General features: G+C 53.1%; 15 protein-coding genes. 7 read left to right on the plus strand and 8 right to left on the minus strand.

What is annotated here, in order from left to right; translation table 11 throughout:
• Positions 1 to 48 precede the first annotated feature (48 nt).
• The 7 genes from LQV63_RS03805 to LQV63_RS03835 all read left to right on the plus strand — a co-directional run bounded on the left by LQV63_RS03805 (position 49) and on the right by LQV63_RS03835 (position 11186).
• Complete coding sequence (locus tag LQV63_RS03805) at positions 49 to 1566, plus strand: extracellular solute-binding protein (RefSeq protein WP_233695700.1); 1518 nt, start codon at positions 49 to 51, stop codon at positions 1564 to 1566.
• Positions 1547 to 3364, plus strand: a complete 1818-nt coding sequence (locus tag LQV63_RS03810) for a cache domain-containing sensor histidine kinase (RefSeq protein WP_233695701.1) — start codon at positions 1547 to 1549, stop codon at positions 3362 to 3364. Before LQV63_RS03805 ends, LQV63_RS03810 begins: the two co-directional genes overlap by 20 nt.
• 106 nt (positions 3365 to 3470) lie before the next feature.
• Positions 3471 to 5102 carry a response regulator transcription factor gene (locus LQV63_RS03815; protein WP_233695702.1) on the plus strand — a complete coding sequence of 544 codons (1632 nt, stop codon included), beginning with the start codon at positions 3471 to 3473 and terminating at the stop codon, positions 5100 to 5102.
• Between the two features lie 221 nt (positions 5103 to 5323).
• Entirely contained in the window at positions 5324 to 6280 is a 957-nt protein-coding gene (locus LQV63_RS03820; RefSeq protein ID WP_019420862.1) for an ABC transporter permease, read from the plus strand.
• Positions 6281 to 6406: 126 nt separating this feature from the next.
• On the plus strand, positions 6407 to 7330 hold the full coding sequence (locus tag LQV63_RS03825; RefSeq protein WP_233695703.1) for a carbohydrate ABC transporter permease: 924 nt from the start codon (positions 6407 to 6409) through the stop codon (positions 7328 to 7330).
• A gap of 52 nt (positions 7331 to 7382) precedes the next feature.
• Positions 7383 to 8858, plus strand: coding sequence for an extracellular solute-binding protein (locus LQV63_RS03830; protein WP_233695704.1), 1476 nt, complete (start codon positions 7383 to 7385; stop codon positions 8856 to 8858).
• Positions 8859 to 9410: 552 nt separating this feature from the next.
• Complete coding sequence (locus LQV63_RS03835; RefSeq protein ID WP_233695705.1) at positions 9411 to 11186, plus strand: RNA polymerase sigma factor; 1776 nt, start codon at positions 9411 to 9413, stop codon at positions 11184 to 11186.
• A gap of 113 nt (positions 11187 to 11299) precedes the next feature.
• Here the strand turns inward: LQV63_RS03835 and LQV63_RS03840 are convergent, their stop codons facing one another.
• The 8 genes from LQV63_RS03840 to LQV63_RS03875 all read right to left on the minus strand — a co-directional run bounded on the left by LQV63_RS03840 (position 11300) and on the right by LQV63_RS03875 (position 23848).
• Positions 11300 to 12886: an FAD-dependent oxidoreductase gene (locus LQV63_RS03840; RefSeq protein WP_233695706.1), complete on the minus strand. Its 1587-nt coding sequence runs from the start codon at positions 12884 to 12886 to the stop codon at positions 11300 to 11302.
• A 236-nt stretch (positions 12887 to 13122) separates the two neighbouring features.
• A complete protein-coding gene (locus tag LQV63_RS03845) occupies positions 13123 to 14994 on the minus strand; it encodes a bifunctional metallophosphatase/5'-nucleotidase (protein WP_233695707.1) in 1872 nt (623 codons plus the stop codon).
• Positions 14995 to 15259: 265 nt separating this feature from the next.
• Positions 15260 to 16312: a ribonucleotide-diphosphate reductase subunit beta gene (locus LQV63_RS03850; protein ID WP_233695913.1), complete on the minus strand. Its 1053-nt coding sequence runs from the start codon at positions 16310 to 16312 to the stop codon at positions 15260 to 15262.
• A gap of 246 nt (positions 16313 to 16558) precedes the next feature.
• The gene (locus LQV63_RS03855) at positions 16559 to 18913 is read right to left on the minus strand and encodes a ribonucleoside-diphosphate reductase subunit alpha (RefSeq protein ID WP_233695708.1); all 2355 of its coding nucleotides are present in this window, start codon (positions 18911 to 18913) and stop codon (positions 16559 to 16561) included.
• Between the two features lie 733 nt (positions 18914 to 19646).
• Positions 19647 to 20543, minus strand: a complete 897-nt coding sequence (locus tag LQV63_RS03860) for a manganese catalase family protein (protein WP_233695709.1) — start codon at positions 20541 to 20543, stop codon at positions 19647 to 19649.
• 190 nt (positions 20544 to 20733) lie between these two features.
• Positions 20734 to 21591, minus strand: a complete 858-nt coding sequence (locus LQV63_RS03865) for a carbohydrate ABC transporter permease (protein ID WP_233695710.1) — start codon at positions 21589 to 21591, stop codon at positions 20734 to 20736.
• 15 nt (positions 21592 to 21606) lie between these two features.
• The gene (locus LQV63_RS03870; RefSeq protein ID WP_019419307.1) at positions 21607 to 22497 is read right to left on the minus strand and encodes a carbohydrate ABC transporter permease; all 891 of its coding nucleotides are present in this window, start codon (positions 22495 to 22497) and stop codon (positions 21607 to 21609) included.
• A 91-nt stretch (positions 22498 to 22588) separates the two neighbouring features.
• Positions 22589 to 23848: a sugar ABC transporter substrate-binding protein gene (locus LQV63_RS03875; protein ID WP_233695711.1), complete on the minus strand. Its 1260-nt coding sequence runs from the start codon at positions 23846 to 23848 to the stop codon at positions 22589 to 22591.
• Between the last annotated feature and the right edge of the window lie 368 nt (positions 23849 to 24216).

Consider the following 24216-nt stretch of genomic DNA (forward strand, 5'->3'; position numbering starts at 1 on the left):
TCCAAATGTAAGCCTGTCATAGCTATAGGAATAGGATGCTCGCTATTATTGTCGCTAGTCAGCTGTCATTCGGCGAGCTTGGAACAAAAAAATGTGGAGCGGGACGTGTCCAATCCACCGGTCACGGTCGTGTTGAACAGTCTCGGCATAACCTTCCCCGAGCCGTTGACGGAGAATGACAACCCATATTTGTCGTACATAGAAGCGAAGACCGGACTTAATGTGGAAGTCATCATTCCTCCGTCGCACCGATACGAGGATCGCGTCGGCGCAATGATGATGTCGAGCCATACGCCTGATCTCATCAGCATTTCCGACCCGAATTGGGTGTCGCATTATGCGCGCAAGCAGATGCTGGCGCCCCTCGATCATTTGATTGCGCGCTATGCCCCGCAGCTGAAGGAGCGGATCCCGCCTGAGGTATGGGAGCAAGTGTCTTTTAACGGGCAGGTGTATGCCATTCCGAGTCTGAATGAAGCGGAAGGCTTGGAGATGATGTACGTCCGCAAAGACTGGTTGGACCGCTTCGGGCTTAAGCCGCCGGAGACGCTCGAGGATATGGTGGAAATGATGCGGGCCTTTGTCGCGCTCGATCCGGATGGCAACGGAGTGCGGGATACGTACGGCACTAGCTTTATCGAAGAATTCGGACGCTCCTCTCCGTGGTTCGGCGCATTTGGAGTTCAGCTGAACCAATGGGTGGAGCGGGATGGCAAGCTGGTGTATTCGAATATGCTGCCGGAAATGAAGGACGCCCTCGCCTTTTTACGCGGGCTCGTGGAGGAAGGACTTGTCGATCCGCTCTTTCCAATCCAGACGCAGCGGGGCTTGGAACGGCAAGTGATGGAAGGGCGCCTCGGACTGTTCGCGGGCACATGGTATGATACCCGCGGTGTGCTGGAGAGAAGCGCGGCGCGTCATCCAAGTGCGGAATGGATTTCAATTCCGTATCCGCAGGGTCCTGGAGGAACCGGCATTTATGCGTTGCCGACGGTACGTTCTTATCAAGTTATTCCGACATCAAGCCCGCATGCAGTCGAAGCGCTGCAGCTCTTGAGCTTTATTTCTGGAGAGGGGCGCGACACGTTAAAGTTCGGATTTGAAGGTAAAGTGTGGGAGTGGAAGGATGGAGATCGGGTGACGAACATGGAGGTGCACAATCGGGATCATTACCGCGGACTGTATGCGAATCTGTCCGACATTCCCGATGAAGGCTATACGCAGAGTCGGCTCGATGCGCTCGGTATGCGCTATCACTTGTACGACAACCTTCGGTATATGGCCACCTATGTGCGGCCGAGCGCCTTTCAATCGCTTCCGACTCCGGCGATGACTCGGTATGCGCCGCTCCTGTTGAAGAAAAACGATATGTTAATTGATATTGTGCTCGGGAACCGGCCACTGGACGATTTCGAACGATATGCAGCCGAGTGGTTGGCCGAAGGCGGGGAAGAGATGACCCGCGAAGCGAATGCGTGGTTCCAATACAGCAGGAACCGGGTGGGTTCGGCAGCATTCCACAGTGAACCAGAGGGGAGTAGTGGCCATGCTTCAGGCTCTTTTTAACCGATTCCGCCAGCGCATTCAGTGGCGCCTGACCGTCTATTTCGTGCTCATTCTCATTCCGCTGCTGCTGACGGGTTGGTTCTCGAATGAGCGCTCGCAGCAGCTGTTGTTGTCTGAGACGACGGCGCGAACGGAAAGCGCGATGCATGCCCTGATGGACAACATTGAACTCGTGCTGCAGAACGTAGAGGAACTGTCCGCCATGCTGTCGACGGACCCAGAAATGAACGCTACGCTGGCTCAATCCAGACGCACTGTGGAAGCAAAAGACGTGATGGCGTTCGTTCGCATGCGCCGCCAACTGTCCGATTTCCTGTCCATACATCCGATGTTCTCACAGATTGCCGTGTATCATGATCATTCGAACTCGGTCATATCGACGGCGCATGGCGTGCTGCCTGTCGCTCGCGCGGATGAACGCATATGGCTGCGGCAGACGCTGAATGGGATGGGCACCGGGATTGTGTACATGCTGCCCGATGAGCGTATTGGCGGAGGCAAGCCGTTCGGCCAAGTATTCGGCGCGGATAGTCTGGCAGTGGTGCGTTCCATGGACATCTATAATCCGAACCGGGAACGGCATGCGCTCATTATTAGTCTCAATACTCCGCGCATACAGCAATATATCCGCTCTCTTCTGCCTTCTGCGCAGGCGGAGATTCATCTGTATACGGCCGATGGAAAATGGGTGACGGGAACAGCCCAGCGGCCGGAATCGTATGACAGCTATGCCTCTTACGCCGAGAAGCACAACCAAGTGCTCATTCGCACCGAATCGCCTTATTACGGCTGGTCTTTGACGTTGGCTCAACCGAAGGATGAAATTTTTGCCCAATCCTATCAATTGGAGCATTATGCGGTCTTCATGATCGTCTTGAGCGTCGTGCTCGCTCTAGTTATGGCATTTAGCATTTACAAAAGCATCGCCGCCCCCATGCGGAAGCTCGCTCGCGGCATGCGGGACATGACAAGCGGCAACCTGGACGTGCGTCTGGTATCGGACCGGCAAGATGAGTTCGGCATGGTGACGTATCTATTCAACCACATGGCCTCGCAGCAGCAGCATCTCATTCAAGACCACTATGAACAGAGCCTTAGGCTGACCAACACAGAACTGAAGCTGCTTCAGTCGCAAATCCACCCTCATTTTTTGTACAATACGCTAGATTCCATCTATTGGATGGCGAAGCAATCGGATGCGGAGGACATTTCGGAAATAGTGCTGAATTTGTCGCGCTTTTTCCGATTGAGCCTGAGCAAAGGCAAGGATGCGCTCACTGTAAAGGAAAGCCTGGAGCATTTGCACGCGTATGTCCGTATTCAGCAGCTGCGGTTCATGGATCAGTTCCGGGTCGAATATGACGTCGATCCGCGGGCCGAGCCGCTGCCTATCGTCAAGCTGCTCGTGCAGCCGATCGTCGAGAACGCGCTCATCCATGGCGTGGAGAAGTCAGCGCAAGAGGAGCTGCTGCGCATCACGGTGCGGCTTGAAGATGCAGGACCGCAGCAAGCGCTCATCATCGCCGTGTCCGATTCGGGCGCAGGTATGAGCGAAGCGGTGCGGGAACGGCTTCAGCGGCAACTGTCGGCCGTGCTGCAGCAGCCCGTGCAGCATGGCATGCAGTTAGAAGGCGATGCAGATGCGGGCTACGGGCTGAGAAACGTCGTGGCGCGCATGCGCTTGAATTATGGCCCGCATGCCGATATCCGTATCGATAGCGCCTTGGGGAAGGGCACGACCGTAACGCTCATTCTGCCCTTGTCCGAGCCGTACGAGCCCAAGGCCGCAATGGCATGAAATGTCGTAATCATCGCAATCGATTCCATTAATAAGAAGACAGGCAGATGGCCAACTCAACCGAGATGAATTCTGCTTAATAAGGTTCAAAGGAGGAAACAGTGGAATGAATTTATTAATCGTGGAGGATGAACCCCGCCTTCGCCACAGCTTAACGGACATGATGCCGTGGGAGCAAGCGGGAATAACGGGAGTCACGTCGGCCGCGACCGTGGAGGAAGGAAGACGTTGGCTCCAGGTGAAGCGGCCGGATATTTTGCTCGTGGACATCCAACTGCCGGATGGAGACGGCCTAGCTCTGGCACGTCAAGCGATGGAATGGAACGCCGAGGTGAAGACGGTCATCTTGAGCGGACACGATCATTTTCCTTACGCGCAGGAGGCGCTAGCCTTGGGCGTCAAGCAATATTTGCTGAAGCCGGCGGGACAGGAGGCGATTGTGCAGGCCGTCTCGGAGGCGGTCGCGGAGCGCCGCCAAGAGATTCAGCGCAAGCACGATTACGCCTCGCTGCGGCAGCAGTGGCATGATCATCTGCCGGTGTTGCAGCAGCGCACGCTGCGCTTGGGCATGGAAGCGAGCCTCTCCGCCGCCGCCTTCCGCCAGCGGTTGGCGGAGCTTGGCATCGACCTTGTGCAGGAGGAGCGCTATGCCGTCATGGTCATCGAGCCCGATCCATTTCCGCCCGAGCGGATGCAAGCCTTCGGCGAAGATGCAGCGCTCTTGCAATTCGCCGTTGGCCAAGTGGCCGAAGAGACGCTCAGGGCAATGGGGGCCGGATCCGCTCTGGTGTGCCGTGACGTCGATAAGCCGATCGGCATTCTGTTCCGGCACGCCGGTGGCGATAGCGTTGCAGCGGACGGCGACGCGATGCTCGGCATTCATGCGATAGCTGGCAAAATGCTGGAGCACATCAAGACGTCGCTCAAGCTGACGGCAAGCGCAGGCATCTGCTCCGCGCACGGCCAGCTTGCGGAAGTACCCCGTTTGTATAAGGAAGCGCAGTTCGCCCTGAGCCAGCGGCTCGTGCATGGGGGGGATATCGTCATTCCGTATCGGGAAGACGGACTTATTCGGCCGCCCGATAATGCAGCCGCAGTCCTCCAGAGCGAGCCGTGGGAGCGCGAGCTTGATATCGCGTGGAGTACGGGCGACGAGCCGCTTGCGTCCGATATTGCAGAGGCTTGGATCGGCGCTGTGTGCGCGGTGGAGCAGGCAGAGACACTCAAGGAGCAGATGATGTTCCTGCAATCCTGGATCGTCACTTGGATACGCAAGCAGGGATGGTCGATGCACGAGGTCATGCAGGAGGATGCGAAGTGGTTCCACCACTCCGCGGAACTGCGCACGAAGCAGGAATGGGGTGACTGGATGCGGAGTGCGGTGCGGCGAATCGGCATGCAGGCGAGCATGGTCAGGCGGCGCAGCGGCAATCGGCTCGTCGCAGAAGTGAAGGAACTGATTGAGCGGGAGCTTCATACCGAGCTTACGCTGCAGGCAGTGGCGGATCGGCTCTTCATGAACGCTTCATACTTGAGCAGGCTGTTCAAGCAAGAGATGGACCGTCCGTTCTCCGCCTACTTGCTGGAGCGCCGTATGGAGCGCGCCAAGGATGTGCTTTTCCAAGGGGATCGGGTGTATGATGCCGCCCACGCAGCGGGCTTCCGTGACGTCAGCTATTTTACGAAGGTGTTCCGTAAATATTGGGGAGTCACGCCTAGTGAATGGAAGCGAGGATGATGAAGGCGTGGGGGCAGCTCAGCAATTGCCGCATTGCTATCAATTTACCAGAAGAAGTCATGACTCTCCTGTATTCCTGAAGGCTGCCTTCCCGTACGCTATAAGTGCGAGTTCAAAAAGAACGCTTTCAGCACTGAGAAGGTTGCAAGAACTCGAAGCATATACTCTTCGAGAGTGAATGCAAGATTGAGGCATGCGGAGTCAAGGAAAGGATGGGGGAGATGGATACGAAAGAGATGGACAATGCTCCGCGCTCACCGACGCGTCATTACTGGCGCAAGCTGTGGAGCGACGTGCGCAAGGACTGGGACTTATACATCGCGCTCATACCGGGCGTCGCCTTTCTTCTCTTGTTCAAGTACACCCCAATGTATGGCGTCGTCATTGCCTTCCAGGATTTCAACATCTTCAGCGGCATTGCGGACAGCCCGTGGGTCGGATTGGAGCATTTTGCGCGGCTGTTCCAATCTCCGAAGTTCGCGCAGGTGTTTTGGAATACGCTCATCATTTCGGTGCTGAAAATCGTGCTTCTATTTCCGCTCCCGATCCTGCTGGCCATTCTGATGAACGAGCTGACGAAAATGTGGTTCAAACGCCCGGTGCAGACGATTATTTACATGCCCCACTTTCTGTCTTGGGTCATCGTCAGCGGCTTGTTCATAGATCTGCTGTCCATTAATGGAGGTCTCGTCAATCGGATCATTGAATGGTTCGGGGGAGAGCCGATTAAATTCTTTCTCGATAACAGCGTCTTTCGCTGGCTGCTCGTCGGTACGGCCGGTTGGAAGGAGGCGGGCTGGGGCACAATCGTCTATTTGGCAGCCTTGAGCTCCATCGATCCGCAGCTGTACGAGGCGGCGAAGATGGACGGCGCGAACAAGTTCAGACAGATTTGGCACATTACGCTGCCGGGGCTCGTTCCCGTTATCCTGCTCATGTTCATCCTGCGGCTTGGCCACATGCTGGAAGCCGGTACGGAGCAAATACTCGTCATGTATAACCCGGTCGTCTATAACGTATCGGACGTCATCGGAACTTACGTGTACCGCACCGGTCTCGGGGAACAGAATTACAGCTTCTCGGCTGCTGTGGGCTTGTTCGAATCGGTGGTCGGCTTCATCCTCATCATGAGCGGCAATTATATTAGCCGGCGCACGCTCAATCGCGGCATCTGGTAGAGAGCGTGACGCGCCCGGCATGTCGGCGTAGTCGAGAGCGCAGCGTGGATGAATCAACGCGCCCGAGCAACAGAGGGAAGGACAGACAAATAGCGGGGCGCCACTATTGAAGAAAGGAGGCACGGCATGAAAACGGAACTAAAGAAGACGACAACGAAGCCGTCAACGATCCGCATATCGGCCGGAGAGCGTGTCTTCCACGCGCTGAACTATATCTTTTTTGCCCTCGTGTCATGGACGACGCTGTTTCCGTTCCTCAATTTGCTCGCCAAATCGCTTAGCAGCGAAGAGGCAGTGTTATCGGGACGCGTGTCCTTGTTTCCGGTCGACATTCAGTTTGGCACTTATCTGTATGTATTGAGTGATGCCAAATTCATGAACGCCTTCATGGTATCCGTTACGATAACGGCGGCGGGCACCGCTATCGGATTAATTATGACGGCTATTGCCGCCTATCCCTTGTCCAAGCCGCGCTTGCGCGGGCGCAAGTTCTTCATTTTGATGTATGTGTTCACGATGCTGTTCAGCGGTGGACTCATTCCCGCTTATTTGCTCATGCACCGGCTTGAGCTAATCGATACGCTATGGGTGCTCTTTTTGCCGAGTATGATTAGCGTGTTCAATATGTTAATCATCAAAAACTATTTCGAGTCGCTTCCCGATGAGCTGGAGGAGTCAGCCAAAATGGACGGCGCAACCAACCTGACGATTCTGCTTCGCATTACCGTGCCGTTATCATTGCCTGTGTTTGCGACGATTGCGCTCTTCTATGCGGTCGGCTTCTGGAATGATTATTTCGCCTCCATGATTTACATCAACTCGCCTGAATTGAAACCGCTTCAACTGTATTTGAAGGAGCTGCTTATTCACTCCAACATCACCTATCAGGACGGAGGGCATGTGCCGAACATCGATGCCGTCATGAACACGACACCGCAGGCGATTCAAGCCGCTTCGATTCTCGTGGCGACCTTGCCTATCTTGCTCGTTTACCCGTTTCTGCAGAAGTATTTCGTGAAAGGGGTGTTAATTGGTTCCGTTAAAGGTTAACGGCGTGAAGGATTGCTACAGGAGAACAAAAGAAAAGAGCGGAGGAATGTTCATGCGGCGTAATCAGATCTGGTTATCAATCGTGGCGGTGATCGCGGTGCTGTCGCTTATCGGCTGCAACGGCTCCAAGTCAGGCGCAGGCGCGGACGGTGGAGAAGGGGACGGGAAGCAACTGCGGCAACTGATGCCGTTCGAACGGTTCGAGCCGAACGGAGACGCGGTGGCGCAGTATTTGAAGGAGAAGACCGATTATACGGTTAAGTATGAAATGCTGCCGGCGGAGAATGCCGATGAGAAGTTGAACCTGCTTATGGCGAACAAGGAGCCGTACGATGTGTTGAAGCTTGCTCCGGCGCAATATTATCAGCTTGTGTCGTCTGGGGCACTCGAGCCGCTCGATGACTTAATTGAACAGTACGGGGCGAACATGAAGCAGGTCATCGGCTCCGAGTCTTGGGAAGGCGCGCGCTATGAAGGAAAAACGTATGCCATCCCTGAAACGGGAGGCGGTAGCGGCACGGCATCGTACGCGCTTGTCGTGCGCCAGGATTGGCTCGATGAAATGAACATGAAGGCGCCGACGAATCTCGACGAATTCGTCACCGTACTGAGAGCTTTTAAGGAGAAAAAGAAGGTAATCCCGTTGACGGGCGGTAAAGTACCTGTGCATCCGGACATCGCAAGCGTCTTTGGCTTAACGACGGCATGGATGGAACGGGACGGCAAGATCATTCATTCCGTCGAAGCGCCAGAGATGAGGGAATACCTTGCCTTCATGAGCACGCTGTATAAAGAGGGGCTCATCGACTCGGAGTGGGGCATTAACACGGCAGATAAATCGATTGAAAAGGTAGCCAGCGGTAAGGCGGCCATGTACAGTCCGGGCTGGTGGGTAGCGCCGAACCTCGTGAACGCCTTGGCGAAGAACTTCCCGGATGCAAAGCTGGGGATCGTACCTGTGTTGAAGGATAAGGCGGGCGTGGCACGAGTAGGCTCTGCTGGAAATACGATTAACTACTTCATCGCAGTGCCGAAGTTCGCGAAGCATAAGGAAGAAGCCGTCAAATGGCTCGACATGAAGTTTGACAAAGACATCTTCAAGGGCATCGCCATCGGTGAGGAAGGCGCACATCACAAGTTCGAGGACGGCGTCTATACGCCGATTATGCCGAAGTTCGCCGATGAGCGCAGCAACGCGAGCTCGTTCCTGACGGGAGTGGACGAGAAGAACTATCCGATTTACTGGCAGGCGCGCCTGAAGAAAAATCCAGTCGTGGAAAGCTATTTCGCCACATTCCAAAAGAACGCCGAAGGGCTGCTCGTCATCGATCCGATGAGCGCGGCGCCGCCGATTCCAGACATCTCGAAAAACCTGCAGCGGCTGAACAAGTATCAGGAGGACACATTCATCAACTTCATCAGCGGGACGGAGCCGCTCGACAATTACGATCAGTTTCTCACCGAATGGCGCGCTCAGGGCGGCGAGGAGATGGTGAAGGCCGCTAACGAGTGGTATGCCAAGCGCTAAAATAAAAGAATGCGTTCCATTAACAGAGATTGCACCGCCAGGTATCCATTGGGCGGTTGCAGTCTCTTTCATGTGTTTCTCGCATTTGTCGCTCTTGTACCACATGTCGATAGAAATGCCAATCACGGCTCCATCTCCGACGCGTGCTGCAACTCTTGCCTGAAGCTGACGAATCCCATACAATCGCGTTTAGCTCCACTCTCCTGCTGGTTCAGGTGGGAAATGATATTGGCACCGCACGTGCCTGAAGCAGTTACTTCATCCCTTTGAGCTTAGTCACACTCTTCCATCGGTTCAGAAGCGGAGTGTAGGAGTGGTGAGGAGACTCAGTGTAAAGTGAGTCCTCTGACTGAAAGGGAGAATGGAGCTAAAGGTAAAGTAGTATAGAGAATGTCGTCTAGAATGTCGTCTACGTCTACCAGGCAGGTTCGCCAACGTGTATCGTGTCAAATGAACGATGGAGGACATTTCAAATCCCTTTTTGTTAAAATGTCAGAGATCATTCCTTTCTGGAGTCAATGCAGTAGGTCATCCATATAACGAGGTGTTTGAATGAACGACGTGCCGGTTACGGAGTGGAAACAAGATGTAGGGGATGAGTGGTCTCCTGATCTGGATGAGCTGGACGACAGCATGCTGGTGCAGCGCTCGAAGCAGGGCGATCGGGAAGCGTATGGCGAATTGGTGCGCAGGCATCGGACCAAAGTATACGGCTACGCCCGATCTATCACGCAGGAACCATTTCTGGCCGAGGATATTGTGCAGGATGCGCTCATCCGGGCTTTTCTGCATCTCGGTTCGCTGGTGGATGCCGCACGGTTTCTGCCTTGGATCCATCGGATTGTGCGCAATCAGGCGTACACGAAGCTGAGGAGCAAGCCGATCGCCCAAGAGAGGACGTTCACCGGCTTGATGCGGGATGTGGAAGCGGAGTCGGAAGAGGAACAGTGGCACAATCTCGATTATATTATGCTCCGGCTTGCCCGTTCGGGAGTAGAAGGGAACGCGCAGGAAGCCACCCCCGAAGAGAGGCTCATGCGCAAGGAACTGCTTGAGACGATTGGCGGCATGCTGCGGTGCTTGAACCGGAAGGAACGGCAAATATTCGAGTCTCATTTCTTCGATCATTTGTCTCCTCAGGAAATTGCCAAGCTGTTCCACCTGTCAACTGCCAATGTATATCAAATCTTATCTCGTTCCCGAAAAAAAGTCGTTCAAGAAAAAATCCGCGTGTCTGTTGACCACTATGTCATGAACAGGAAGGATATGGGGTGCATGAAAACAAAGCTGCTGCCTAATTCCGGCACGCTAGCCGAAACATTTACATGGACGTCCGCCGCTTCGGCCCTGCACGGCCTGCTGTCCTATACGGACAAGGAGGAGTCGCTGACGAGGATTATGGGATTGAGCGGATATGCGTTCCGCATCAACATTTGCCGAGGCGACGTCAACATTGCTGGCCCGACTATTTACGATTTCAGGGATATTTTATCAAAAGGCTTGCGCAATCTCGGGTTCAGAGCCCGTATCGTCGACGCTATGCCCTTGAAGCTTGGGCCGAACACCAATCTGGTGGATGCGTCCATGCTCACGCCGGAGGCGAAAGCGAAGCGTAAGCTGCACGAGGCGCTTCCCGAAGCGCTCAATCTGATTCACGATTCCATTGATCGGGGGCTGCCCGTGCTGTCGTGGGATTTATTCGTACCTGAGTTCGGCCTCATTTATGGCTATGATGATGGAGCGCGAAAGCTTACGGCTGTGGAGTGCGGCAAAGAGGAACATATTCCTTATGATCATTTGGGACGGGGGATTCTCGAGGATTTATTCGTGCTGGCTATTGATGAGCCATGTATAACGGATGAACGCGGCCAACTAAAGGGTGCGCTGCAATTGATACTGGATCACTATCATGGCAGGGAAGAGCAGCCCCAGTACAGCGTACATGGCTTGGCCGCTTATGATGTCTGGGTGGAGGCCTTCCGCGGTGGAACGGTCGAACCGAACGGCAATTCATATAACATCGCCGTCGTTCAGGACGCCCGACATTACGCGGCACAGTTCCTGAATGAGTTGAGTGACACGTGGCAGGGCGGCGATGCCGCAGCAGATGATCGCCTCCGCAACCTAGGCAAGGAAGCGGCTGGGCTATATGCGAGCATGGCCGAGCAGCTGCAGGAGCTGCAGCAGATGTTTCCGTTCCCTGCCGGGGGAGAACCGAACGAACCGGAGCAGGCTGGACGCGCCATCACGATTTTACAGTCGGTCAAAGCGTTGGAAGAGCAGAGTATCGTCTTGTTGGGGCAGATGGATGCGGAACTGAACAAATAAGACGACGGGGACATCCTAAACAGGCGGGGTATCCCCGTTTTATTTTTGCGGAAATACGAAAGGAAGGCCCCCCGCTTAACACCAACGCAAGCGGGGAGACAAAAGCAGGCTGCTTAGACGGGACGGATGGACGGCCACTGCAATTCGATACCTAACTGCTGCAGCAGGCGCTGGTACGCTTCGAGATGCTGCTGCTGGCTTCGCACCGCGCGTGGCGCGATGCCCTTGTTCAAGGCATATGCCGCAAGAACGCCGGCCGATTCGCCAATGTTCCATTCGGCTGGATGCAAGCGGTAGCAGCCGTTAGTGATGTGCGTGGTGCCGATATTTTTGCAGGCCGGTATGAGATTGTCCATGCGGACGGGCAAGAGGCTCCCAAGTGGAATCTGAAACGGCAGGGAGGAAATATCTATGTAATTATTCCCGCCTGTCGAAGGGTGAAGATCGATGCGGTAGCAGCCGATGCCGACCGAATCCGGGAACGTTTCCGCCGGCTGTCCTGGGCGGAAATCGGTTGAGATGTGCTGCTCCAAGACGGTGAACTCGGCTTGAATCCGTCTCGATTCCCGGACGTAGGGGTACATCGCCATCCCGTCCGCTGTCCCCGCGACATCCTTGCGGAGTCGCAGGCCCGGATAACCGCAGCCTCCGTCATGCCGCGGCGCCTCAGTCTGCATCCAGTACAGCAGCGACAGGCTGAGCTGCTTCGCATCGTTCAGATGCTGTTCTTTTTCAGCTTCGCTAACATCGATAATGGAGCCGAGCCAGTAATCGTTCTGCGGCCAATTGACGACCGTCACGGCTTGGGGAATGGAGTCGGCAGCCTGATCATACAGCGAAGGATCGGTGATTTGCCGGTAATGAAACAGCGGGAACGACCCTTGTTCGCGAAAGAGAGAGTATTTCACCGGCTCTAGGGTAGACGGCTTGACACCGGTCCAGCTCAGCAGGCGATCTGGCCAAAAGGATGGCTTGTATTGGCGCCAGAAATCGTAGCGATCCGGCTTCGCAATCGTATGGTTTTCGCCTTCTTCGTAATCGACGGCGAAGCAATAAGTGATGCCCTGCATATTTTGCGGCTCAGCGGCCCCCGGAACGGCATGCGGTTCGCCAGTGTCACGCTGCGATTCCGCTCCAGTGACATATTCCGTACCGGATAAGGCGAGCAAATCGCCGCATTCGGTCGCATCGAGAAAATAGGGCGCCGTGCAAGTATATGCGTTCCCTTCCGCATCCTGTACGGTGACGGCACGAATGCGGTCGCCTTCGACCTCGGCGCCAACCGCGCGGCATCTGGTGTGGATGGTGAGCCGGCCGCTATGCACATAAGGGAACAGCATCGATTCCAGCACGTGCAGCGCAATGCGCGGATCGTGACACAGGCGGCTCACGTTGCCGTTCCCGGGGTTCAAGTTCCGATTCGAGCGCGCCTTCGCGTTGAGCGGCAGATGCTCGCGATAGTAGCGGCGTATAGCATTGCGGAACTGCCGATACGTCTCCGTGCAGCCGAACTGCTCAATCCACGGATGTTCGTCCGGTGGAACGAGCTGGCTTGTCAATTGTCCGCCGATGCGGGCGGTCTCTTCCGTGAGCAGCACCGTCTTTCCCAATCGACAGGCGGCCAATGCCGCGGCGCAGCCCCCCATGCCTCCGCCGATGATGACGAGATCAGCTTCCCATTCGGACTTTTGTTGTGCCATAATATACTCCTCCTTGCAGCGTTGTTTTCCAATCATTACCTACCAATATTATTATAGGAAAACTGGAGTGCAGCCGAATAGCGAATTTCTTTGCTATTTGTGGTAATTGGGATACGAATTTCCTTAAAACGAAAACAAGACACGTTGGCCGGGAGGAAATTGAGGCCATGCGTGTCCTGTCGTAAGCACCGGAGGGGTGGGTTGAGGAAGTTAGCTATATTAATGGTTAGGGGCGTTCATTGACGAATGCGTTGCTCGACCTTTGCCGTCAGTTCTTTCTTCGACTTGATGAACTGCTCGACGAGTTCATAGAGAGTGACGCCGGTATCAAGGGACTTTTTGTCCTTGAACGTGGCATAGCCGTCGCCGCCGGCAATGAGGAAATCATTCGTCGCTACGCGGTATGATTTATCCGCAACGAGTGCTTGGCCTCCGACCTTAACGTCGGTTACGCGGCTGCCTTGCGGCTGCTTCTTGTCGAAGGAGAAGGACATGCCGCTAATTTGCGGGAAGCGCCCGGAACCAGAGTCGAGTTCGCTCACGCCGTTCTCCAGCGCGGCTTTCAGTTCGCTGCCGCTCACTTCCACGACAGCAAGCGTGTTCGGGAATGGCAGCACGTCATACAGATTCCGCTTCGTTACATCTCCGGCGAGGATGGATGTGCGGATTCCGCCGGAATTCGTCAGCGCCACATCTGCCTCGAAGCCCGGCATGCTGCGTGTCCGCTCCAGCATTGCATCCGTGATCAGATTGCCCAGATTCGTTTCTTCCGCACGGATTTTGGTGCGGTCCCCTTCAAGCGCAACCGCTGCCGTCGCGATTTTTTCATTCAAAAGTCCATCGGTTTCTTTCTTCAAATCATCGACCATCTTGGCGATGCCTGCATCCGGTGCAGTCTTCTCGTCATATTCGAGCAATCCGCCTGAGAAGTGGACAAGCGCGCCGTCATGGTAGAACAAGTCGACCCGGCCAAGCGATTTGCTATACTCCCAGTCCTGCACAATATAGGTGCCGTTCACGAGCTCCGGCTCTGCAATGCGTGTATGGGAATGCCCCCCGATAATCAAGTCAACGCCCTGCACTTGCTTCGCGATGTCACGGTCTTCCGTCAACCCGGAATGGGAGACGATAATAACATGATCCGCTTGCTTCTGCAGCTTCGGCACCCACTCCTTCGCAACCTCCACCGGATTGGTAAATGTGAGCCCCTTCACATTGTCTGGATGGGTGACGATAGGCGTATCTTCGGTAATGAGGCCGAGAAAGGCGAATGTTTTACCTTCGATTTGCTTGATGACATACGGCTGCAGCAGCGGCTTGCCTTGTTCGTCGAACACGTTGGCGCCGAGCACGGGGAACTTGAACAGCTTGCTGGCCTTCGTCAACTGCTGATGACCGAAGTCAAATTCGTGATTGCCGGCGACCATGAAGTCATAACCAATGGCATTGACGATTGGGGCAACCGACTCACCTTGAGACAGGTTGACATAGATAGTTCCTTGAATCATGTCGCCCGCATCGACTAGCATGGTGTTCGGATTTTCTTCCCGCAGCGACTTCATGAGTGTCGCCAGCTTGGCATAGCCCATTTCTTTAGCTTTTTCATCGTCCAGAATGTGGCCGTGTACATCATTCGTATGGCCAATCGTAACATGGACCGTAATGGCATCACCCAGCGTCTTGAAGAACTGCTCGCGAGTAATCGGTCCCGTCTGACTGCTATCGAACTGCAGCTCAAGCCCTGCCTTTTTAGCTACAGCTTGCAGCATGACTGCGTCGGCAGGCTGGTGGAGCTGCTTCCACTGTTCTGCGCTTACGATGCTTTGCTGCTTGGCCCAGGTGAGTGCTTTGGCGCCCCAATGGCGGATAGAAGGATCGGCGGCTGTCACCGTTTGTTCCGTTCCTTGGACACGCGCCAGCATTACGACCGCTTCGGCAAGCGTAATCGGGCGTTCCAGAGCCACATCGTTGCCCGAGCCGGAAATATAGCTCTTTTCCTGCATCCATTGAACGTGGTTGATGGGCTGCAGGGGATCCGCATATAAGGACCCGGCAAATATGGATGTAATGAGTGCTGCCAACACTGCGGATACGCCTATTTTTTTCATTTTTCTAACCGACCTCCGTTTTTTGGGTTTCTGTTGAGTTGCTGTAAATTGATCGTAAGACAAGGGGGAGCGGGGAACAATGCACGCTTTGTTAAATGTATATAAAAGTTATGTAAAGAGATGCAGCGGCGCATATAAAAAGGCCAATCAGAAAGTTAATGTGCATGTTCAAAAGGATACTTTTTGAACAATCTCTAATAAAAAAGCTGTCCCGGCCACATTGATGTGAGGGACAGCTTGGTTGCTCGTGCTCTATCTATTTGTATTATAGCTCATCGAATCCGTTATCGTCGCCGACCTTGCCGTAATTGCGGGACTTCGCCTCGAAGAAGTCGGTCTTCGTCGCATTCAGCGCCTCGTCGGAGAATGGTTTAATCCACGGCATGCAGTTCACGTCCACGCCGTCGTACGCTTTGTCCATGCCTATGAGGTTCAAGCGGCGATTGGCGATGTGCTTGATGTAATCGCTCAGCTCGCGCAAGTCGATGCCGCGTACATTTTGCAGCGTGTAGTGCGCCCAGTTCGTCTCCAACTGCACGGCCCGGTCGATCGTCTCGTAGACGAACTTCGTATTCGCTTCCGTGTTCAGCTCTGGGAAGTCACGCAGCAGTTGCTTGAACACTTCGCCGAAGAAGTAGCAGTGCTGGTTCTCGTCCCGCTGAATATAGGAGATCATTTGGCTTGTCGCCATCATCTTCTGATCGCGCGCCAGGTTATAGAAGAAGGCGAATGTGCTGTAGAAGAAGATTCCTTCCAGAATCAAGTCCGCGACGAGCGCTTTGAAGAACGTCTGAGGCGTCGGGTCGTCGCGGAATGTTTGATAAATGTCGGCGATGAACCGGTTGCGCTCAAGCAGCACGCGGTCATGCTTCCAATATTCGAAGATCTCCTTCTGTTCCTGGTCAGATACCAAGGAAGAGAGCACGTAAGAATAAGATTGGTTATGAACGACCTCCTGCTGCGCAATGATGGCTGCGATGGCCTCCAGGGAGGAATCGGTGAAGTATTTCTTCACATCTCCGACGAACATCGTCTGCATGGAATCGAGCACCGCCAGGAGCGAGATATTAATCTTGAACGCATTCCGCTCTTCAGGCTCGAGCAGCGGGTATTGCTGCGCATCCTTGGACATCGGAATTTCATCCGCGATCCAGTGGTTGAGCAAAAGCACTTTATACAATTTATACATATGCGGCATGCGAATGTCGTCCCAGTTCAACACGCCGGAGCATTCTCCCATAATAATGCGCGTCGATTTGTTCGGTGCTTCCGTATTGAAAATGAGCTGACGGCTGAGCTCGCGATCGAGTAGTGTCATCATGACTCTCCTTTTCTGTTAAAGATCGTGATCAAAAAGGTCCCTTTTCAGCACCGAGAAGGTTGCAAGAACTCGAAGAAGGAGGAGCGCAGTGTAGATGGAGACTACATGAGCACCGGACTTCGAGAGTGAATGCAAGATTCGATGCCGAATCGGATCTTAGGATGCTTCGTGATCAAAAGGGAACTTATTTGATAACCTCTTAAGGGTGGATGCTGTACCGATCCATGGTGCGCACACGTAAGCTTACGAGCTGCAGGATTCGCACTCTTCCACGGTTAAGGCTTGGCTGCGCACGTAATAGGTGGACTTCAGGCCTGATTTCCAAGCGTGCAGATGCAGTGCGAGGAAGTCGACCGCCTTAATGTCTGGGCGCACATACAAGTTGAAGCTCTGTCCTTGGTCAATGTGGCGCTGGCGTGCAGAGGCCATATCGATCGACCAGTGTTGATCGAGACGGAATGCCGTCTTATAGTACCAGATTGTCTTCTCCGAGAGGTCTGGTGCCGGATTCGCGATCTTATAGGTCGTCTTCTCTTCATAGCTCAAGAGCTCGTATACCGGATCGATGCTGGCTGTAGAGCCTGCGATAATAGACGTCGAACCGTTCGGTGCGACAGCCATCAGCCAAGCGTTGCGCATGCCATTCGTTTTGACCTGCTCGGCCAACTCACGCCATTGTTCGGTCGTCACTTTTGGACCTGGGCGGGTGCCTGTCGTATATTCACGGTCTGTGAAGTAACGGCCGTTCTCCCACTCCGATCCTGCAAAGAGCGGATAAGCGCCTTTTTCTTGTGCGAGCTGCATGCTTGCTTGGATTGCCAAATAACTAATGCGTTCATATAAATAATCGTTGTATTTCACGGCGTCTTCGCTTTCCCACGCGATGCCTTCCAACGCTAGCAGGTGATGCAGACCGAACGTGCCTAGTCCGATGGCGCGGTAGCGGCGGTTCGTGTACTGTGCTTGCAGCACTTCGATATTGTTGATGTCAATTACGTTATCGAGCATGCGCACTTGAATCGGAACGAGCCGATCGAGCACGTCTGCGCGAACAGCGCGCGCCAAGTGAATCGAGTTCAAGTTGCAGACGACGAAGTCGCCTGGAATTTTGCTAATGATGATGCGTGTCTGTCCGTCGTTCGTAACGAGCTCTTCTTGCTCGATGACTGTCGGTGACATGTTCTGCATAATTTCTGTACAGAGATTCGAACAGAAAATAGTGCCGTGTCCCTTGTTCGGGTTGGCGCGGTTCGCCGAATCCTTGTAGAACATGTACGGCGTGCCCGTCTCAAGCTGGGATTTCAAGACTCGCTTCATAATGTCGATGGCCGGCAGCGTAATGCGGGACAGATTCGGGTTCGCCACCGCCTCCGCATATTTCTCTCGGAAGGAGCCTTGGCCTGGCGCTTCGTCGTAGAAGTCTTCCAAGCCTAGGGGGCGGCCGTTCTTATCCTTCCAGCCCATCGTCTTCTTCACTTCATGCGGGCAGAACAGATGCCAATCCTCGCGCTGCTCCACCGCTTCCATGAACAGGTCGGGGAGGCTGATGCCGTGGAAAATATCGTGTGCGCGCATACGTTCGTCGCCGTTGTTCAGCTTCAAATCAAGGAAGGACAGAATGTCCTTATGGTACACGTCCAAGTAGACCGCAATCGCGCCTTTGCGCGTGCCGAGCTGGTCTACGCTTACAGCTGTATTGTTCAACTGGCGGATCCACGGAATGACGCCTGAGCTCGTATTTTTGTGACCGCGTATATCAGATCCTCGCGCCCGCACTTTACCGAGATAGACGCCGATGCCGCCGCCCATCTTGCTTAAGCGGGCTACGTCTGTATTGGAGTCGAAGATGCCCTCGAGCGAGTCGTCCACCGTATCAATGAAGCAGCTCGACAATTGCCCGGCAACCTTCTTGCCCGCGTTCGCCATCGTCGGTGTCGCCGCCGTCATGTACAGGTTGCTCATTGCCCAATACGCTTCCTTCGTCAATTCCATGCGGCGTTCCACTGGCTCCTGATGCATCAGGTACATGGCGATAATCATATAGCGCTCCTGCGGGAGCTCCATCGTGCGGCCCTCGAAATCCGTCGCCAAGTAGCGTTCTGCCAAGGTTAAGAGGCCGATATAATCGAACAACTCGTCGCAGGAAGGTGTGATGGCCTGGCCGAGATCGCGTATTTGTTCTGCCGTGTATGCTTCGAGCAGTTCCTGACGGTAAATGCCGATGTCCGCCAATTGCTTGACGAGCTTGTAGAAATCTCCGTAAGGCTTGTCTGGATAGGCCTTGTAATTGCGGTGCAAAGCGGCTTCTTTATACAGCTTCGTCATCAATGAACGCGCCGCAACGAACTTCCATTCGGCTTCTTCCTTCGTGACCATTTCCAGAGCCGTCATGATGCATGTTTGCGTAATCTCGGCAGCTTGAACCGTGCTGTGGCGCAGCTTGGAGAGCACGCCGCGATGCCAGCGTTCGCGGTTCAGATGGGGATAAGGGCTCATAATTCGCTCGCCGTAGCGCATAATTCGCTCCGGATCGAAGGCTAGCGAGCGATTGTTGGGTTTCAAAACGGTCTGAACCGTATGAGTTGGGGTCGTATTCATCCGTGTTCTTCCTCCTCGAACATCCATCAGTCTATATTGTTTTTGTTCCGCGTCCATGAAAAAACCGTCCCTTTACCGGAATAGGATTAGGAACGGCAGCATGCCGTATGTATCGTATAGATTGGGCCGACACCTGGGCAGTAGCCAAGGGCCCAAAAGGCACCCTTCGGCACTTTTTACAGTGGCGGGACCGCGACGGAATTGCATCGTCTTCCCTATTAAGCTCCGGTTCAATCCACGAGGGGGTGTTGAACGTTAGAACCTATCAATATTCTATATGTTGTTGTGCATATGTAAATATACTACAACATATAGGGTATGTAAATAGGCTTGAGGTGATAAATCTCACGAGAAATAGACAAGATTTTTAATTGATTTCACCTTAAAAAAACACCAACGCATGAAAAGATCCGCCATGGTGAAGAGGAGGCCATTCTCTTAAAATAAGATCAAACGAACTCATTAAAAAAAGGTGAAATGGAAGGGGGAAATTGTAAGAAATAAGGCCGGATGGCCGAAAACACGCACACATGTCACACCGGCATACCACATTCATGTGCCGGAATTGCTGCGGTGCGAGCGGGAGATTCACATTGGCATTAAGATATATACAAAAAACGCCCGTAATCACGGGCGCGATGAGCGGCTATGTGGCTATGCGGCAACAAGGTGAATAACATCGTCAGGGTGAACAACATCGCGAAATTGCACGAGGAATAGCGGTAACGGTGTTCTACATACCGGCTGACTTCTGCAGCCGGCGCACAATCGCCATAAAGTCTTCCTGTGAGATGCCCGGCGCGAATTCCTCAGGCAAGTCGTCGAAATCGGGAATCGGCGCACCGGCAGGTGTGCCTTCTATGACTTCAAGCGGTCCGCCGTCGATCGGGTGCTGTCCGCGCCAAATCAGCCCGATATCGCGGTAATCGTTGTCGCTCCAAGTATACAGCTTGCGACCCAGCCCCATATCCTCGAATTTGCGTGTTGTGTCAAATGCGCGGTTGTCCAGATTCGGAATCGGGATCAGCTTCGTCATGTCTACTCCGGTCGCGATTTCCAGCGCCTTGGCATAAGCAAGAATATGTGCGCCCCCGCGCACAAGAAGGTAGCCTATCATTTCCCGCGCGGTCGGGTGATCCGTCATTTCGTAGACACGCATTTTGTGAGTGCGCGCACCGCATTCCAAGAAGAAGTTGTGCAGCAAATCTAATACAAGGTTGCCGCTGTTAAAGACATAGTCTCCGGCCCACGGCCTGCCCATGGAGTCGCCGACGACGGCGGTCTGCGCCGTGGCGATAAAGTGATAAGTGTTGCGCACATTTTTTCCCGGAGCAAGCGGTGTCGTATCCGGAGCGCTTGGACGGGTCGTTCCCTCGAGCACCAGATTAATCGTGTTCGTGACAAGCTCCACGTGACCGAATTCTTCGGCGGTAATGCTGGCGACGATATCATAGAACGGCTTCAGCTTTTTTTTCTGCCGAAAATTAAACGACTGGAACATGTAGTTGTTCAGCGTGGACATTTCCCCGAACCGACCGCCTAGCAGCTCCTGCACCGCGGCAGCGGCATTGGGATCGCCATGCTTCGGCGCGGGCAGATCAATAACCAATCGATTGATGCGTTTAAACAATGTTCTCCCTCCTTCGGGATACGGATGCCCGTTCGATGCTGTTGGCTTCAGACTCAGCAGTTCTTGTTTCCATCGATTTAGGAGTATGCGGAGATGGGTTGACCCTATGCCCAAAAATGAGAACAGGGGAGCACCTTCATTAGGATGCTTCCCTGTTGTGGACTACTGATCGTTTAGAACTACAGACTCATCATTTAATCCCCGATATCGTAAAATTATCAATAATATGCTTCTGGAAGTAAATAAAAATCGCCATGACCGGCACCACCATAAAGGTCGCGCCAGCCATCTGAAGCGCGTAGTTTCCCCCGTATTGCCCTTTCAACAAGGAGAGGCCGACAGACAGCGTGTAGAGGCTCTCGTCATTCGCGATGATGAGCGGCCATAGGAAGCTGTTCCAGCCCCCGATAAACGCCAAAATCGCTTGCACGGCGATAATCGACTTCGAGATCGGAAGCACGATCTGCAGGAAGATGCGCAATTCGCTTGCGCCGTCTATACGGGTCGCTTCAAGCAGCTCGCTCGGAATCGTCGACATGAATTGGCGGAACAAGAAGATGCTGAATGCGCCGGCAAGCCCCGGAAGCACAATCCCAAGCATCGTATTCGTTAAATCCATTGAGTTCAGAATGAGATAGACAGGAATCATCGTCACCTGACCGGGAATCATCATCGTGGCCAATACGAGTATGAACAGCGAGTCCCTGCCTTTAAAGCGGTATTTGGCAAAGCCGTATCCGGCCATCGCGTTCAGGAACAAGCCGCAGAAAGAGCACAACACGATAATAAGCGTGTTCTTCAAATATACGCCGAAGTTCATGTTGTTAAACAAGTACTTGAAGTTGTCTAATGTAAACTCGTTCGGCCATAGTGTCGGCGGAATTTGCAGAACCTCTTTCTCCAGCTTGAATGAAGATAGAGCCATCCATATAAACGGCACCATAAAGATAATGCCGCCAATGGTCAACAGCGTACCTGCAATCCATTGGAACCACTTGTGCGTCACATTGCTGCCCACCTTAGCGGACGATGCGGTAGTTGAATTCATCGGTACACCTCCTGCTTACGTTAGATCCGATTCTTTGCGCTGCAGAGAGAACTGGAACAGCGTGATCGCGATGATCGCGATAAACAGGACAAAGGATCCTGCCGCTGCATATCCAAAGTTGCTCAATTGGAAGCCGTTGCGGTAAATGAACAGAGCCACCGAGGTGGTGCCGTCAAGCGGCCCGCCCTGTGTCATCACGAACGGTTCTTCAAAAAACTGCAGCCAGCCGATCATGGTCGTAATCGATACGAAGAAGATGGCGAATCGCAGCATCGGAATCGTTATGCTCGTAATCTGCTGCCACGTATTGGCGCCGTCAAGCTGTGCAGCTTCATAATAGCTCTTTGGAATGCCTTGCAGCGCAGCGATGAATATGATCATATTCAGGCCGATCGCTCTCCATAGAGCCAGCATAATAAGCGAGATCTTGGCTATAGTCGGCTCAGTCAGCCAAGGGATGGCAGGGAGATTGAGCAGTTCAAGCACGTAATTGAACAGACCGAAGCTCGGATTGTACAGATAACTCCAGACCACCGCAACCGCGACAACGTTGGTGATGGATGGCAAGTAATATACGACCCGGAACGCCTTGAATATACGGTGTGTGCCAATATTAATCAATAGAGCGATACCGAGTGAGAATACGATGACAAGCGGTACGCCGATAATGACATAAAATAAGGTGTTATAAATCGACTGCATAAAGACAGGATCTGAAATGACGCTTACATAGTTCTCGAATCCGACGAACTTAATGTTCGAATAGTCTGCCAGACCTGCCAAGTCCATGTTGGTGAAGCTGATCACCAACGCTACCGCGATGGGCAGAAGGGAGAACAGGGCAAGCAGAATCAACGTTGGAGTTATAAAGAAGTAAGGTGCCTTGTTGTTAAAGAAACTTTTCATACCGATTCATCACTTCCTTTACTCTTGCGCCCATCGCAAGTGGACGGATATCGGCTAACTGGCTTCAGGCCGGTTAGCGCGCTAGACCCTATTATTTGTTTAAAATTTGATCGGCCTTCTGATTGAAGGCATCCATCTCTTGCTTCACATCGTCGCCGGCTCGGATAACCTTTTCAAAGCTGCCCATGTAATTCTGAGCAATCTCTTCCCACTGCTTAATGAGCGGCAGCGGTCTAGCCGATTTCAATTGCTCGCCAATGACTTTGTAGTTGGGGTCGCTTTGCAGCTTCTCGGTCTCCCACGCTTTCTTCGCGGCAGGCATTTCCGATGCAACCTCCATCCATTTGAGCTGGGTTTCCGGCTGGCTCATCCATGCGACGAACTTCATGGCAGCTTCGGGCTGTTTCGTATACTGGAACACTGACAAGTTCGAGCCGCCCAATGTGGAGATATTGTTCTCTTTCTTAGGCAGCACCGCTGTAGCCCATTTGCCTTCTAATTCAGGAGCTTGATCTTGGACCATCTTCACCATCCAAGGACCGCTGATGAACATAGGGGTAACGCCTTCTCCCTTAAAGGTTTGAATCATGTCGATGCCAAGATCTAACGGCGCGGATCCATTTTTGAAGAAGCTATTTAAGTAATCAACGGTTTCGACGAATTGAGGCTCGTTGAACAATGGTTTACCGGTATCGTCAATCAGCTTGGAACCGTTTTGACGCGCAAACATAAAGCCGAGTGATGATTCCTTCGGGTCTAGAAGGATTCCGTATTTGTTATCCCCGCGCTGCTTCAGCTTAAGTGCGGCATCCTGCAGTTCTTCCCATGTAGCGGGGGCGTGGTCGTAACCGACTTCTTTCAACAGATCCGTTCGGTAGTATAGGAAGCGGGTATCGATATACCAAGGAACGCCTACGTACGCTCCCTCGAATGTCGCCGTCTCCACTGAGCCGGGATAGAAGTTGTCAGGACCGAATTCAGGGTATTTATCAAGATAAGGAGTTAAGTCCATTAAGGCTTTGGCAGTCGCGAATTCCGGAATCCAAGTCGTTCCCATCTGGACAACATCGGGACCTTTCTTCGAAGCGACGGCTGTCAGGAGCTTGTCATGAGCGGCGCCCCAAGGGATGGTCTGCACGTTGACCTTAATATTCGGGTTCTCTTTCTCGAATTGTTGAGCGAACTCTTTCATTTGATTGCCCATGGCCCATACACTGATCTCAACCTTTTCTTCTTGTCCGTTCTTGCCGCTGCTTGTTGCTTCATTAGATGATGAAGATGATGAACAGCCTGTCAGAATTCCCATAACGATTAAAGTGGTGGCCAATACGGTTGCTAATGTTTTCCGCATCTTAACTACTCCTCCCAAGGCTTCCTTCTGAATATGGTGGGTCTTTCTCAACCCTTTTCATGCGCAGTGCGTGTAAATCCAACCGACAGAAAACACCACACCTCCGTATCTTCAAAATCTTTACCCCTTATCATGCTTAAACATAACAGCAGGATTGAAATAGCAATCCTATGTGAAACGTTTCGAATAAAACAAAAAAGAGAAAATCTAGGTGTTATTATTGTTTTATAAACGTTTCGATACACATTATATACCATCATGTAATCGTATTCAAGCGGATTTTTTTCTATAATAAAAACGTTTCGAATATGAATAAAGCACCCGATTAACTGCTGTTGACTCTAAAATGAAAGAACATTATAATTCGA

The sequence above is a fragment of the Paenibacillus profundus genome (assembly GCF_021369635.1).
GTDB lineage: Bacteria > Bacillota > Bacilli > Paenibacillales > Paenibacillaceae > Paenibacillus_B > Paenibacillus_B profundus.

Excerpts from the sequence above, each read along its gene's own strand:
- LQV63_RS03810 (WP_233695701.1), top strand. The coding sequence starts at position 1,547 with ATGCTTCAGGCTCTTTTTAACCGATTCCGCCAGCGCATTCAGTGGCGC.
- LQV63_RS03840 (WP_233695706.1), bottom strand. The coding sequence starts at position 12,886 with ATGGCACAACAAAAGTCCGAATGGGAAGCTGATCTCGTCATCATCGGC.
- LQV63_RS03870 (WP_019419307.1), bottom strand. The coding sequence starts at position 22,497 with ATGAAAAGTTTCTTTAACAACAAGGCACCTTACTTCTTTATAACTCCA.
- LQV63_RS03875 (WP_233695711.1), bottom strand. The coding sequence starts at position 23,848 with ATGCGGAAAACATTAGCAACCGTATTGGCCACCACTTTAATCGTTATG.
- LQV63_RS03815 (WP_233695702.1), top strand. The coding sequence starts at position 3,471 with ATGAATTTATTAATCGTGGAGGATGAACCCCGCCTTCGCCACAGCTTA.
- LQV63_RS03825 (WP_233695703.1), top strand. The coding sequence starts at position 6,407 with ATGAAAACGGAACTAAAGAAGACGACAACGAAGCCGTCAACGATCCGC.
- LQV63_RS03845 (WP_233695707.1), bottom strand. The coding sequence starts at position 14,994 with ATGAAAAAAATAGGCGTATCCGCAGTGTTGGCAGCACTCATTACATCC.
- LQV63_RS03830 (WP_233695704.1), top strand. The coding sequence starts at position 7,383 with ATGCGGCGTAATCAGATCTGGTTATCAATCGTGGCGGTGATCGCGGTG.
- LQV63_RS03850 (WP_233695913.1), bottom strand. The coding sequence starts at position 16,312 with ATGACACTACTCGATCGCGAGCTCAGCCGTCAGCTCATTTTCAATACG.
- LQV63_RS03865 (WP_233695710.1), bottom strand. The coding sequence starts at position 21,591 with ATGAATTCAACTACCGCATCGTCCGCTAAGGTGGGCAGCAATGTGACG.
- LQV63_RS03855 (WP_233695708.1), bottom strand. The coding sequence starts at position 18,913 with ATGAATACGACCCCAACTCATACGGTTCAGACCGTTTTGAAACCCAAC.
- LQV63_RS03820 (WP_019420862.1), top strand. The coding sequence starts at position 5,324 with ATGGATACGAAAGAGATGGACAATGCTCCGCGCTCACCGACGCGTCAT.
- LQV63_RS03835 (WP_233695705.1), top strand. The coding sequence starts at position 9,411 with ATGAACGACGTGCCGGTTACGGAGTGGAAACAAGATGTAGGGGATGAG.